The sequence below is a fragment of the Methylomonas sp. BG-2 genome (genome assembly GCF_057766305.1).
Genome location: NZ_JBYMAP010000015.1, coordinates 1 through 14,739, shown reverse-complemented (window position 1 = coordinate 14,739; position 14,739 = coordinate 1). Strand labels below are relative to the sequence as shown.

Genomic DNA, 14,739 nt, shown 5'->3' with positions numbered 1-14,739 from the left:
TAAGTAAATTGCGCCGCCGACCTGCCAGTATTGACAGGGTTGCTCCGCAATCGGTATCTTGGATTTAAGTCAATCGCTGACCGGACCGCCGGAAGCCAATGCGCTCGTCAGAGCCATTGGCTTTTTTTATGCCCGACGAAAGTTCGGCCCGAGCGATAGACCTACTCCAAGCCATCAACCAGAACTTCAAGGGAATTTTATGTCGGACATTCATCAAGCCCATACCGCGCTAGGCGACGTCGCCGCGCGTACCTTATCGAACGCTACCAAAACCGTGCCTATGATGGGCACGATCACGCCTCGTTGGCTGGTTCATCTGTTGCCTTGGATCCCGGTCGAAGCGGGTATTTACCGAGTCAACAAAGTCAAAAGCGAAACCAGCATCGCCGTCGATTGTTCCAGCCTGGACGAGAAGGTGCTGCCGCAAACCTTCGTCGATTACGAAGAGTGGGGCCGCGAATACCGCTTGAACGCGGTGAACACGGTGCTGGACGTACATACTCGCGTCGCCGACTTGTATAGCAGCCCGCACAATCAAATTCACGAGCAATTGCGTCTGACCATCGAAACCGTCAAGGAGCGTCAGGAGAGCGAGTTAATCAACAATACCGAATACGGTCTGTTGAACAACGTGGTCGAGTCGCAAAAAGTCAAAACCCGCAAGGGATCGCCGACGCCGGACGATTTGGACGAACTGATCGCCCGGGTCTGGAAGGAACCGGCGTTCTTTCTGGCTCATCCGCGAGCGATTGCCGCGTTCGGCCGCGAAGCCACCCGCCGCGGCACGCCGCCGCCGACCTTGTCCCTGTTCGGGTCGCAATTCATCACCTGGCGCGGATTGCCGTTAATCCCGACCGACAAGCTGAAAATCGTCAACGGTAAAACCAACATATTACTGCTGCGGACCGGTGAAAGCCGTCAAGGCGTGGTCGGTTTGTATCAACCGAACCTGACCGACGAACTCAGCATGGGCTTGTCGGTCCGCTTCATGGGTATCAACCACAAGGCGATCGCGTCGTATCTGGTCTCGTTGTATTGCTCGCTGGCGATACTGACCGACGACGCGATCGGCGTGCTCGAAAACGTCGAAGTGGACAATTACTATGACTACGCCTAATTCGGACCTGGCCGGGCTCACGCAACAAGCGCTGAACGGCGGCCCGGTGCCGGCCGGCTTGCCGGATACGGCGGAACTGACCCGCTTGGCCAATCTGTACTTCAGCGCTACGCCGACGACCGACGGCGCAGCCATCGACAACGTGCCGCCATCAGCGGCGGCGGCAGCGCCGTCGTTTCATTCGGTGCCGGCCGGCTTTAACCGCCGTCCGGGCATCGACGACGGTTTCGTGCCCACGGCGCCGAGTGCGGCCGCGTTTGGCGAGCACTATAGCGATGCGATCGACAATGTCCCGCATTCGGCAGCCACGTTGGCGCCGGCCGCAAACGTAGCCTCCGGTTTCGATCGGCTGCCCGGTATCGACCAAAATGCGCTGTCGGGCTTGGTGTCGCGTAGCTTTGGCCTGCCCGGCGAAGCGGAACTGAAACAAGCCTTGGCCGCCAAGCCAGGCAACTTGGTGGGTTCCAAGCCGCCGGCAGCGGCTTCGTCGTTCTATTTCTTGCACGATTTGGCGGCATTGGGCAGACATGCCGATTTGACCTCGCTCGGTAACGCGCATCCGCCTTTCGACGTGCATGCAGTGCGCAAGGATTTTCCAATCCTCGCGGAACGCGTCAACGGCTATCCGCTGGCCTGGCTCGATAACGCCGCGACCACGCAAAAGCCGCAATGCGTGATCGACCGGATATCCGAGTTTTATCGTCACGAGAACTCCAATATCCACCGCGCCGCGCATGAACTGGCGGCGCGGGCCACCGACGCCTACGAAGGCGCGCGCGCGACCGTGGCGCGTTTCATCAATGCGTCGTCGGCCGACGATATCGTGTTCGTGCGCGGTTCCACCGAGGCGATCAATCTGGTCGCGCAAAGCTGGGGCCGGCAATTTATCGGCCAAGGCGACGAGATTGTCATCAGCTGGCTGGAGCATCACGCCAACATTGTGCCGTGGCAGCAACTTTGCCAGGAAACCGGCGCGGTGTTGCGGGTAATTCCGGTCGACGACGACGGTCAGGTGATTTTGGCCGAGTACCAAAAATTGCTGAATGCCAAAACCAAGCTGGTTTCGTTTACCCAGGTCTCCAACGCCTTGGGCACCGTAACACCGGCGGCGGAAATGATAGCCTTGGCTCATCAGGCCGGCGCCAAGGTGTTGTTGGACGGCGCGCAATCGGTGTCGCATTTACGGGTGGATGTACAAAGCCTGGATTGCGATTGGTTGGTGTTTTCCGGCCACAAGATCTTTGGCCCGACCGGCATCGGCGTGTTGTACGGCAAACCGGAACTGTTGGCGGTCACCCAGCCCTGGCAAGGCGGCGGCAACATGATCGAAGACGTGACGTTCGAGAAAACCGTGTATCAACCCGCGCCGGCCAAATTCGAAGCCGGTACCGGCAACATCGCCGATGCGGTGGGCTTGGGCGCCGCGCTGGATTATTTGAGCCGAATCGGCATCGAGAATGTCGCCCGCTACGAGCACGAGTTGCTGGAATACGGCATGCACATTTTGCGGGCGATTCCCGGCGTGCGCCTGATCGGCACCGCGCCCGACAAAACCAGCGTGCTGTCCTTCGTGATGGCCGGGCATTCGACTCAAGATGTTGGCAAGGCGCTCAACGAAGCCGGTATCGCGGTCCGCTCCGGCCATCATTGCGCTCAACCCATCCTGCGTCGCTTCGGCTTGGAAGCCACGGTAAGGCCGTCGCTGGCGTTTTACAACACCTACGATGAAATCGACCGATTGGCCGCCGTCCTGAAGAAGCTGCAATGCGCCAAACGTAGCTTTTAGGGGCCGACCTCGTCGGTCCGGCTGGCGGTGGCTTCTGTTCTCGCCAAGCTTGGGGCGTTGGATTGGATGTTCTGACGCGCCCAAGCATCGACGCCGCGACATTTAGCCCGCTTCGGAGCCTGCCTTACCAGTTGTATGCCGGCGACGACGGTACCAACCTATTGGCGGCATCACCGGCAACGGTGGCGGAGCGACTTGCGGTATTTTGCATGCCAGCGATAAAAACCTTGTTTGGCGAGCTCTACCACCAGCAAATAGGCCACCGCCATGACCGTCAGGATCAAATAAAACTGGCCGGGCGGCGGCACGAAGCCGAAATATCGGCCTAGCGGCGTAAACGGCAGAACGGCGCCGATTAGCGCGATCGATAGCGACGTGGCAACCAGTACCGGATGTGCCCGACTTTTGAACGGATTGCCTCGGGTGCGGATGATGAAGATTACCAGGACTTGAGTGCACAGCGATTCGACGAACCAGCCGGTTTGGAATAATGCTTCGTCGGCTTTTAATACCGTTAACAAAATGCAAAACGTCAGGAAATCGAATGCGGAACTGATCGGGCCGATCATCAACATGAAATTGCGGATGAAGTTCATGTCCAGAACCCGAGGTTGGCGCAGTTCTTCCGGATCGACCTGATCCAACGGAATCGGCACTTCGGAGATGTCGTACAGAATGTTGTTGAGCAAAATCTGGGGCGGCAGCATCGGCAGGAAGGGGAGGAATAGCGCGGCGCCGGCCATGCTGAACATGTTGCCGAAATTGGAGCTGGTACCCATCATGATGTACTTCAAAATATTGCCGAAAGTGCGGCGGCCTTCCAGTACGCCGTCGTGCAGCACCTGCAAATCCTGGTCCAGCAAGATCATGTCGGCCGCTTCCTTGGCCACGTCTACCGCCGAATCCACCGACAAACCGACATCCGCCGAATGCAACGACGGCGCGTCGTTGATGCCGTCGCCCAGATAGCCGACCACATGGCCTCGGGATTTTAGCGCCCGAATTACCCGGTCTTTTTGAGAGGGGTTTACCCGACAGAACAAATTGGCTTTTTCGACGCGGATGCGCAAGGCGTGGTCGTCCATATCGGCGATGTCCTTGCCGGTCAACACGCCGAGCACCGGAATATTTAATTGAGCGCAGACATGCCTTGTCACTAAATCGCTATCGCCGGTGACGATTTTCACCGCGACGCCGCTGTCTTGCAACGCGCTCAGCGCTGCGCCCGCGCTGGCTTTGGGCGGGTCGAGAAAGCCGGCGAAACCGGCGAATATCAACTCGCTTTCGTCGTCGACCACCGCGTGCGGATGATCCAGCGGTACTTCGCGCCAAGCGATCCCCAATACCCGGAAACCTTCGCGTTCCAGCGCATTGTGTTGTTCGTGGATGCGGGCGCGACTTGCCGGATCGAGCGGTAGTTGGGCGTTGCTGCCTTGTTGTTCGTAGCGGGTGCAGAGGGTAATGATTTCCTCGGCGGCGCCTTTCACCACCAGCAAGCGGCCGTTACCTTTATCCAGCAACACCGACACCCGCCGCCGCTCGAAATCGAACGGCACTTCGTCGATCTTTTGCCAGGCACCGACATCGATGTTCTGATGGGCCAAAATCGCCTCGTCCAGCGGGCTTTTCAAGCCGGTTTCGAAGAAGCTGTTCAGATAGGCGAGTTCCAGCACCCGTTGGCTGGGCCGGCCTTGCGGATCGACATGTTGTTCCAGTCGGATTTTGGCTTCGGTCAAGGTGCCGGTCTTGTCGGTGCACAGCACGTCCATCGAACCCAGATTTTGAATCGCCGCCAGCCGTTTGACGATCACCCGTTTCTCCGCCATATGCAGAGCGCCGCGCGACAGCGTGACCGACACCACCATCGGCAGCAGTTCCGGCGTCAAGCCAACCGCCAGCGCTACCGCAAACAGAAAGGATTCCAGCCAGGGTTTGCCCAGCAACGCGTTAACCAGCAACACGAATAGCACTAGCAGTACCGTCAGGCGCATGATCAACAGGCCGAAGCGGTGGGTGCCTATCTCGAAGGCGGTTGGCGGCGGTTGCCGGGTCAGACTGTCGGCAATCGCCCCGATCGCGGTGGCGGTGCCGGTTTTGACGACGCACATTTTGGCACTACCGCTGATGACGGTCGTGCCCATGAATACCGCATTGCTGGCCTCCTGCAGGTCGGAGGCGTCGGCGGCCAATTGGCCCGGACGTTTTTCGATCGGGTAGGATTCACCGGTCAGCAGGGCTTGCTTGACGAACAGATCGCGGGCTTCGATGATCAAGCCGTCCGCCGGCACCATGTCGCCGGCGCTGAGCAGGGCGATGTCGCCGGGCACCACTTCGGTCACCGGTACATCGATAGGCATGCCGTCGCGTATCAGTCTGGCTTTGACCGAGACTGACTGGCGCAGGCTTTCCGCGGCTTCGCCGGCCCGGTGTTCCTGGACAAAATCCAAGGTGACGCTGGACAGTACCATGACGCTGATGATCACGAAATCGGTGATCTCGCCGGTGAACGCCGAAATCGCACTGGCTACCAGCAGCAGAATCACCAGTGGATTCTTGAAACGCGACAGAAATTGCAGCAACAGCGCTTGCCGCTGGCGATCCCGGAACAGGTTGGGCCCGATTTCGATCAATTTGGCGCTGGCTTCGACCGACGACAAGCCCAATGGCTTGGCGTCCCTGGCGCTGGGGGCTAGCCACCAAGCGGCTTGCTCGGCTGGGGTTTTGGTTAGGGTAGGGTCTTGTTTCATAGGCGATGCTCAAAGGTTTGCATGCGAGTTCTACGTTATCGGGTTTTGCGTTTCACCTCCCCAAAGCGGTCATTCCGGCATGGATTGCCGGAATCTAGCGACCCTGGAGGGTTGGAAACTCGCCATCCGCTGCAGCGGATGCCCGCTTCCCGGTGGGCACGACGTTTTATCCTGAAAAGCGCAGTTGAGCCTCGAAAAATCCCGTTCGTGTTGAGCCCTCCGGTTACCTTCAGGAGAGCCCTGTCGAAGGGTGAGCGGGATTTTTCAGTCACCCAACAGGTGGACAGGTTATAGGCCGTCCATGCTTCGACGTTGCTCAGCACGAACGGCCTATAACACACCAACTGCATTTTTTAGGTTTATCTTCTAGTCTGACAAAGAAGGACTAGGCTCACCGAAAAATGCTTGAACCAACCAAGCCGCGCCATCGCCGCTCGCTTCGTGTATCCTTGTCGTCGCCCTGCCGTTACCCAGTCGAAATGTCCGCGACCCGGCGCCGCACAAAATCTCACGGCGTAGATTAAACGGAACGAAATTCGAAACTCGACTGTCCATCTTCCTGAAGCGCGTGACTTCACGGTCCGCGCGCGGACTTTGCCTTGCCAACTCGAATTGGCCAAACCCAAGGACCGTAACACGTGTTGGACCCGCTAAACCGAACGTCCAGCCGCCAGCAAAGCGATCCCGCCGGATATGGACTGGAGAATACCCTGAATCAGCTGTTTGGCGCATGCTTTGGGAAATCGGTTCCGAAAGGCACCGAAGCCATCGTTGCGCTCGGTTCGCCACCCGCTCCAAGCAATCAGTTTAACGATAACGACTTTAAACCGGCGATGTTCGGCTCGTCCCCCCTCAATCAGGAGAATCACCCCATGGCCTCATCAAGCCAATACCGTTCTGTCTTTTCCGCGGCGACCAGGCAGGAACGGCTGGATAATTTTGACCATTATTGGACGTTTACCCAGCAACACGGCGGGGAATTATTGGAAGCGGAGCGCGATCTAGCCAAAAAGCGCGCTCGCTTACGGTATTTTCAACAGCATCCGGTCAGCTTGCGCAAGCCTTTGTCCAATCCGGAAGCGTTTTACCGCAACTATGTGACCATGCACGACGATCCCCGCGCCTTGGATAAACTCACGTTGATGCTGACGAGCATTTACAAATTTGCCCGACATGAATGGGTCGGTATCAAAGCGGCCTGGGAAGTGGTGCCGACGATGGCCGATTCGCACAGTGTCGAGGATAAAATCAGCCGGGTGCATTTGGCCGAGGAGTTTTGCCATTGGCGCTTGTTCGACGAAATGCTCAAGACTTGCGGTCTGGACCGCGTGGAATGGGCGCCTTTGAGCCCCGGCAAGGAATGGTTTTATCGCCAGTTTCCGAAATTGCCCGGCTATTTAATGGATACTCCGGCCTTCGTCACCGAACTGATGGGCGTGACTTACTATTGCCACTTACACCGCCTGTTCGATGACGTGCTGGCCGAAGAGCCGGAAGTGCGGGACCGTTTAAAGGCTTTGCTGGACGAAATTACAATCGACGAGATCGCCCATGTGGGCCAGCGCCGCAACTTTATCGGTCCGATCGGGATTCGGATATCCCGGCTGTTGGTGAAACCGTTTTACAAACTGTTTTTCAACGACATTCCCGAAGTGGCGTTGTTATTCGACGTCGAGCAAATGATTAAGCACGGCGAAAGCTTTGATTACAACGATTTGCCGGAGTACATGAGAGCCCGCAGTTGGATACCGTCTTACTGCAAAGCATAGCGAAGCGCCGAGCAAACCTTCGGCCGACGGCTGTGGTAACAGTCAATACAGAACCCTCTCCTCGCGGGAGAGGGCAGGGTGAGGGGGGTAACGATCAGTACCTTACCTCGCAATTTCCGGTATATCCGCAATTGGCCCAATGGCTTTCAGAGTAACTAAGTAGTAATAACCATGCCAATGGTGTTACAAATAAGCGCCCGGTAGGGTCACCGGTTTTTGCGAGCAAATCGTTTGCCTCGTCCTCTTGGTCTAAGGAGAAAATTCATGAAAACTCTGTTTGCTGGTTCTGGTTTGCTGTTCGGTTTATTGGCCGGTATCGGTTCCGCCCGCGCCGACGTGGTGTTAACCAGCTCGATCACGCTACCCAGCCTTGCTGGTAGCGGTTTGAGCGGCAGTTACTATGCTTTAAATTCATGGCCAGGAAATCTGGCCAATACCGAAACGCTGATCGGTCAGAGCAGCGGTCCGGCGGCCACCTTTACCGCGACTTCGATTTGCTTCCCAACTTGCGATACGACCATCGGCGACGACTCGACACTGGCGCAATATCTTGGCGGTAACGCCGTCAATCTATCGCCGAATAGCGTCGGCAATCTTTCTAACCACGGCCTGGTGCTAACCGGTTACCTCGCGATAGCCACGGCGGGGTCCTACCAATTCAGCCTGACATCCGACGACGGCGCGAGATTGCAGATCGGCGGCGCCACCGTGATCGACGCCGATGGCGACCACAGCCTCAGCGGCGGTTCCGCCAATGTCGAATTCACCAATAGTGGCCTTTATGCCTTCAAGGTTCTGGCATTCGAGGACGGCGGTGTTACCGGGCTGACGGTATTACAAAACGGCAACAGTTTGTCCGCCAGCCAGCTCTATGCCTCGGCGGTACCGATCCCCGGCGCCGCGTGGTTGTTTGTTTCGGCGATCGGCGGTCTCGGTTTAGCGTCGCGCTCCCGGCGCGGCAAGATCTGAAGCATCGATCATTTGAATCAGGCACGGCTCCGCAACTCAGTCTATTTGGAAATTGGTTTCTCGGTTGCCGGCCCTCGGCGGTGCACGGGGCCGGCTCAAGCTGATGCCGGTCCCGGCATTTTTCGCGCGCTTTGCGGCTGCTTATCCGGCGGCGCCTAACTCAAACCAGTCTGGTTTTGCCCAGCGCCATCTTGGGCCGGCCCGACTGCCATTCGTTGCGGCGCATGTTTAGTACTGCGCCAGCGTCCAATACTCCGACAGTTGTTGAAACAATACCAGTAGCGCGCCGGTGCCGCCGAAGGCTTGCAGCAAGGGCCATTCGTACCAGGGGCGGAAGGCACCCTCGCGCAGGGCGCGGGCGCTTTCGATTTCGGACTCTATCCGGTCGATGTCCGCGCCGGTCGTATTTCCCGCGTGCCGCAATTCCCTGACCTTAAAGCTCCATTGCTCGATGGCCCGCCGCCGGGTGGTTCTGGCGCCGCGCTGCAACAGCCATTCCGCCGAAAACGCATAAATAAACATCAGGATAAACACCGCGCGCAAGCCCCAGGGCAAATTCCAGTCGTCGATGGCCGGACTGCGGGCCAACACCATCAGGCCAATCACCGCGACCGGGCCCCAAATCAGCGGTTGCAGGGCCTTGGTCAGTTCCTTGACCAATTGAATTTTCAACCATTCCGAAACGCAGGGTTCGGCGACCGCGTTGGCATGGGCATACCGTAACGCCAACGGGTTCCAGCCATTAGCCTGTTGGGTCAGATTGCCGATCAAGCGCTCGCATAGCCGCGCGTGTTCCACCACCCACATGGTCAACATCACGGTGGAAACGACCGATAACAGTAACAAGGCGGCATTGACCGCGACGACCGAGGTGCCGCGCGCAGGAATATTCGGAACATGTCCAAAGCGCATCGTAATGCCGGCGACGACGATGAAGGCCAGGCTATGAATCAATACCCGCAGCAGGCTGCCGGGTATGCCCAATTTGGTGTTGTCCAGATAACCCAGATAGCTTTGCCAGAGCCGGTCGGTGGCCGTCGGCGGCGGCGCGAGTTTGCGCTGGATCGGGTCCGCGCCGAGGCGGGTGCTGACCGCGCGGGCGGATTTCATCACAAACAGGGTCAAGCCGACAAAGCTAAACATGGATAGGCCCAGGTAGAGCCGGGTTTGCGGCGGCAGCGCGATCGGCGCTTGCGGCACGCAGGTTTGCGAGTAGTAGTAAATCAACCAGACCAGAACCGCGATCAGCAACGCATCTTTCACCAGCCAGTCGGCGAACGGCGGCACCCGCCGCGTCAACAGTCGGCGAAGCTTATCCCAACGGCGGGGCAGGGGGCGACGCTCCGCCGCATCCCAACTGCCGACGAACATCAGCTTGCATTCCTTGATCGAAGCGTCGGCTTGGTAGGGTAAGCCGAAGGTTTCGGAAATGGTCAGGCGCATTTTGCTAAGCCGGCGTTGTCCCCAGCAAAAAAAGCTAACCGCACCGAGGTAGGCCAGCAAGCGCAGACCCTCGGTTGGCCAGATGCTGGCACCTTCCAGCCAGTAAAACGGTTCCGCCAGCGGGCTGGCGAGATATTGATTGAACAGCACAAATAGGCCCAGCGCCGATAGCGCCGTTGCCGTGGCGATCAAGGCCGTCAGGCCGCTGTCGAACACCCGGCACACCGCCGACAAAACCACTTTGCGAATTTGCCAACTGACCAGGCAGGCCATGCAGAGCAAGCTAAGGCTTAAAAACAACACGTTTTTGAATTCGAAATTAAAACGGCTCGATTTGACGGCCGGTTGGATGTCTTGATCGGCTTGCCGCCAGTTCGGCCAACTGCAATGCTCGGGATTGGGCGAAATACCGCGCGAGAATTCGCAGCGTGCCACCGCCAGCGGAATCGCCCGGCTGCGGCCGATTTCAAAGAGCGTTGGGATCAATGGATTCCACGGCGGCGGCGGGTTTTTTAGCGCCAGTTGCGCGGACAGAAACAGCGCGGTCTGATAATTGTCGCGAAACGGCGGGATGCTGCCTTGCCATTTATCATGCAGATTCAGGCCATAGGGCGCCGCCACCAACAGATTATGGGTTTGCGGCCATTTGCTGGGGTGGTTGTAGATCGCATCCAAGTCGGTGGTAAAAAACAAGGTATGCGGGAAGTACTGGCGCAAGGCCTGTAAGATCAGCAACTTGTCGTAAACGTCCGAACCCAAAATGCCGATCGCGGCGATCCCGCCGTCGGGGCGGCTCTGGATCAAGCAGGCGTCCAGTTCGGCGATATTGCTGGCCAGCCGCCGCAAATAGTCTTTTTGGCTTTGGCCTTCGGGCGTTTCGATATGGGTGTTTTCGGCGGGCTTGTCCTTGCCGGCGGCGGATGTCTTGGTATCCGCGCCTTTATCGGCGGATTTCGGCAATTTGCCGTCCAGGCCACGCATATAGCGGTAGCTATGGAGGGTGTTCTGGTCGCATGGGCTGTCGGTCGGCGTCGTCTTGGGTTTGACCGGCCAGGTTTTCATGAAGGTATCGCGCATCGCCCGGCCGTAAAACGTATCCCACTCCGACAAGATGACGATATGGGCGTCGGCGCTGATGCGCCGCAACGCCAATTCGCCGGCCAAGGCCTTCATCAAGTCGTAATCGCTGGACGTGGTACGCAGCAAGCGGATGCCTTTGGCGCTGAAACGTTTTTCCAGGCAACGCTGGCTTTCCATGTTGCAGAGACTGCTCAATTCGAAGTCGGCGGCGGTGGCCGCCGCCGCGTAAAAACCGATGTCGAGTCGGCAATCGGCGCTATCCCCGAGTTTGGACGATGCCGGGCAGGGAGGAAGCGCGAATGCCGCGCTTTCGATTTCCGCCAGCATCGTGTCTAAAGTCGCCGAACTGTTGGGGCCGATCACCCGATAGTTGACTTGGTCTTGCTCGGGCACGACTTGTTTCAGCAAGCGGTTGATTTTCGCAAGCGGGGTTTCGGTCAGGCTGGCTTCATCCAGCCACAGCACCAGGATAGGCGTATTTGGGTTGCCGTCGCTCGGCAGCCACCATTCGAACGGGACTTTTTTTTGCAGATCGTCTTGGTTCGGCTCGAACACGCCGAGGTGTTGTTCGTCGCTCGGTATCCAATCTTGATTGGCCAAGCCGGATAGCACGGCATAGCGGCGGCGCATGCGCTGCTCGGCTTCTTCCGGATACGGGCCGCCCGGCAAGGTGACCGCCATCACCGTGATCGCCTGATTCGAGTGCTTCAAAGCATCCGGAACGATGGATTTGTTTTCTGACGCGTGCGGCGAGGCCGGCGATGGCCGAATTTCAACATTGGCGGGACGGCCGTCTACAAACAGCGCTAACGATTTGGCTTCGGCGGCGGGCTTGCCGGCGCTGCCGGCGGCGTTTTCGACCGTGGAAAACGGATCTTGCCACAACCGGGCGTCGATATTCTGCAATGACGGATGGCTGGATTTTAGCGGTTCGGCGGACGGCCTTTCGTCCTGATAGGGCAGGGAATGGCCGATCAACAAACTCGCCAGCATCGTCACGATCAATGCAATGGGCAACGGCGAACCGTATCCGCCGCTTTCGGGTTTTCTATCTTCCGCCATGGTTTTTCCCGCCGATTAAACACCCGAGGCATGCTGGCGCAGTTTGGCGGTTTCAGGCAATAACGCATTCGTACCGGTACAAACGTACTGGGTCGGAATGATCTATGCCTTGCCGGATTCGCAAGCTTACGAACCTTGCCCGCAAGCAAATTAGCCCTGCGCGCAAGCTTATTTTCCTTGCGGGCAAGGCTTTTTTCCTTGCGCGCAAACCATTTTTGCTTGCGGGCAAGCCAAATAAGCTTGCGGTTTCAGTTAAAAGCCTTGCGCGCAAGCTTTTTAGGCTTGCGGCTTTAGAAAATTGCCTTGCCCGCAAAGTTATTTGCCTTGCGGGCAAGGCTAGGAGCTTTGCGAAAGCAGAAAATAAGCTTGCGACATTAGCGGCAACGCTTGCGAGCTTCGTCTTGATTGAGGCCGTCGTAAAAATCAAAATAGAACCCTCTCCTCGCGGGAGAGGGCAGGGTGAGGGGATAAAAATCAATGCCTTATCTTGCAATTTCCCCACGCCGCAACCCCTTTCCCGCAAGGTGAGGGGCTTTTACGACAGCCTCTTTATTCTAACAAGAGCCGTTGGCGTGTGTTGCGGGCCGTTCGTGCCGAGCCCTTCGGCTACGCTCGGGAGAGCCTTGTCGAAGCGCGGACGGCTTGCAACACACTCACCCTCCGGGTGATTGAAAAATCCCGCTCGCCCTTCGATGAACTCAGGACGAACCGGATTTTTCATCGCCCAACTGCGCGTTTTAGGTTTATTGATGCGACCATGGGATTGAATTTAGCCGCTGGACCGGAAGGCCGAATCGGGTTGTTGATGCGTTTACGCTGAAAGTCATGGTGGGAGCGACGCACCATAGCGACGATGCGTCGCTCCCACGAAACGGCATTTCATTTGCCGGGATGATGCCAAGTCTTCATGAGCGTTAGCTTGCAAAATCGGCAGGCTGGCCGGCTTAGGTTTTTGCCTTGGTACCGCGATGAAATCGAACCGACATGGCCTGCCGCAGCGTTTCCAAGCCCGCGCCCTTGCCGGCGATTTTCAACGAGGCGTAAGCATCCAAACTGAAACTGTAAATATCGCTGCCCAATGCCATGTCGGTATCTTCGGCTCTGCTCAACAAATCGCGCAGCCGATGCAGGCGCGGGCGGAGTTTATCGAGCGTCGCCATATCGGCTTGTGCTTCGGCGATATCCAGACCGGGCGGAATAGCTGAGCTATTTTGGCTGGACACCAACAGCGTCTGGCGGCAGAAGGCTTCGGTTTTATCGCCCATCTTGGGGATGGCGCGGCGTTCTTCCGGGCTTAACACCAGGAAGCCGGCCAGGCGGTCTTCTAACACTTTCAAGGCGGTATCTATCTCCGCCAAATCGTTATCGGAAAGGCTTAAAGAAATCAAATGTTGGCTCATGGTTATCTCCTTTTCGCGTGGCTGATACCGCGGACGATGGGATAGTCCGCAGAAGAAAAGCGTAGGCTAATTTCAGAAACACGCGCTAGATTATTTACTAGACAATTAACAGGCTTTGGATAGTATGCGAGTGCCAAGCGTTGGCTGGTAATCGGTATTATTCGAACAGGAATATAGGCAAGAGATGCGCGCTAACCGGCGTTCTTGGTTACGGAGTCAGCGATGGGTGCAATCGGGCGATGGTAGCCGACTAAAACCGGTTTATCCTAAAAAATGCAGTTGATGTGTTATAGGCCGTTCGTGCTGAGCAACGTCGAAGCATGGACGGCCTATAACCTGTCCAGCTGTTGGGTGATTGAAAAATCCCGCTCACCCGTCGACAGGGCTCTCCTGAGCGTAGCCGAAGGGCTCAGGGCGGATGGGATTTTTCGAGGCCCAACTGCTCTTTTTGGGTTTATAGACCATTGAAATAGGCCGCCGATGATCGCTGAAGCTCGGCCATGACATGAGCCTCGATTACCATCCAATCTCAATCGAGTAGGCGGTCGGTGACTTGTTTGACGGTTTATTCAGGATATGCAGGTATAAAAACACCAAGGCATTCATAGCTTGGTTCTGGGTCGCTAAGTGAGATAAAACCGCTTCTATCTTGGCCTCGCTGTCCTCGATCAAAGCCAGCCGTTCATCATCCGGTGAAACTTGACGAACTGCTTCATCCAATCGCAATAACTGCGTTCGGTATGCAAGGAATAGTGTTTCAGCCGCATGACCCGACGCACGTCGTCCAACAAGCTTGGCGCTTTGGTGCTTGACATAAAACACCTACCTGATAAAGTCAGCGGCGAATTCAATACGCAGGCAAGATTGCCTGATTTACCGGCTAATATCAAGTTATCGAGGCAAACATGCCTACTTTTCCGGATACGCAAGCAAAAGTGCCTGAAAAGGCGGTTAATATCAACTTATGCAGGCAGATTTGCCTGATAATCAATAGTTATGTTTCAGCAATCTCACCTGCCGGAGGATTAGCGAATGCAACGACTTAACTGGCAAAGCGCTGGCGCAGTTCCTTCGCGAAGCTATACATGTGGGTACTGTGGCGCATCGGTCGCATCGGAAAAGGGATGGCATGCCCAAGATAACTCCAGCCAAACAGTTGCACATCTCTACGTCTGTCACCAGTGCACACGTCCGTCCCTCTTCGATCAAACCCAGGGGGGGAAGCAAACCCCTGGCGTAGTGTTTGGCGAAGCAGTCCAAGACATTCCCGACCCCGACACTGAAACTCTCTATAACGAAGCAAGGGCATGTACTGGCGCTGGTTGCTACACCGCAGCAGTCCTATCCTGCCGAAAGCTGCTAATGC

At 57.0% G+C, this 14,739-nt stretch carries 9 protein-coding genes; 5 read left to right on the top strand and 4 right to left on the bottom strand.

The genetic code is table 11. The features are described 5' to 3' along the window. The first annotated feature begins 199 nt into the window (after positions 1–199). Positions 200–1,117, top strand: a complete 918-nt coding sequence (locus AC3B8H_RS02605) for a family 2A encapsulin nanocompartment shell protein (protein ID WP_313728014.1) — start codon at positions 200–202, stop codon at positions 1,115–1,117. Continuing rightward, positions 1,104–2,903, top strand: a complete 1,800-nt coding sequence (locus AC3B8H_RS02600) for a family 2A encapsulin nanocompartment cargo protein cysteine desulfurase (RefSeq protein WP_488440060.1) — start codon at positions 1,104–1,106, stop codon at positions 2,901–2,903. The genes AC3B8H_RS02605 and AC3B8H_RS02600 overlap by 14 nt, the downstream gene beginning before the upstream one ends. Before the next feature lie 170 nt (positions 2,904–3,073). On the opposite strand, the gene mgtA is transcribed toward AC3B8H_RS02600, so the two are convergent. Then, positions 3,074–5,650 carry a magnesium-translocating P-type ATPase gene (gene mgtA / locus AC3B8H_RS02595; protein WP_488440059.1) on the bottom strand — a complete coding sequence of 859 codons (2,577 nt, stop codon included), beginning with the start codon at positions 5,648–5,650 and terminating at the stop codon, positions 3,074–3,076. 638 nt (positions 5,651–6,288) lie between these two features. Between mgtA and AC3B8H_RS02590 the strand changes: the two genes are divergently transcribed. After that, positions 6,289–7,419 carry a hypothetical protein gene (locus AC3B8H_RS02590; RefSeq protein WP_488440058.1) on the top strand — a complete coding sequence of 377 codons (1,131 nt, stop codon included), beginning with the start codon at positions 6,289–6,291 and terminating at the stop codon, positions 7,417–7,419. 264 nt (positions 7,420–7,683) lie between these two features. Beyond that, on the top strand, positions 7,684–8,388 hold the full coding sequence (locus tag AC3B8H_RS02585; protein ID WP_488440057.1) for a PA14 domain-containing protein: 705 nt from the start codon (positions 7,684–7,686) through the stop codon (positions 8,386–8,388). Between the two features lie 228 nt (positions 8,389–8,616). Here the strand turns inward: AC3B8H_RS02585 and AC3B8H_RS02580 are convergent, their stop codons facing one another. Next, entirely contained in the window at positions 8,617–11,973 is a 3,357-nt protein-coding gene (locus AC3B8H_RS02580) for a hypothetical protein (protein ID WP_488440056.1), read from the bottom strand. Positions 11,974–12,077: 104 nt separating this feature from the next. Here AC3B8H_RS02580 and AC3B8H_RS02575 point away from each other — a divergent pair, with 104 nt between their 5' ends. After that, on the top strand, positions 12,078–12,641 hold the full coding sequence (locus tag AC3B8H_RS02575) for a hypothetical protein (RefSeq protein ID WP_488440055.1): 564 nt from the start codon (positions 12,078–12,080) through the stop codon (positions 12,639–12,641). 276 nt (positions 12,642–12,917) lie between these two features. On the opposite strand, the gene AC3B8H_RS02570 is transcribed toward AC3B8H_RS02575, so the two are convergent. Both AC3B8H_RS02570 and AC3B8H_RS02565 read right to left on the bottom strand, forming a co-directional pair. Next, positions 12,918–13,373, bottom strand: coding sequence for a hypothetical protein (locus AC3B8H_RS02570; protein ID WP_488440054.1), 456 nt, complete (start codon positions 13,371–13,373; stop codon positions 12,918–12,920). 668 nt (positions 13,374–14,041) lie between these two features. Further along, positions 14,042–14,188 (bottom strand): phage integrase N-terminal SAM-like domain-containing protein, encoded by a 147-nt coding sequence (locus AC3B8H_RS02565; protein ID WP_488440053.1) that lies wholly within the window; start codon positions 14,186–14,188, stop codon positions 14,042–14,044. Positions 14,189–14,739 lie beyond the last annotated feature (551 nt).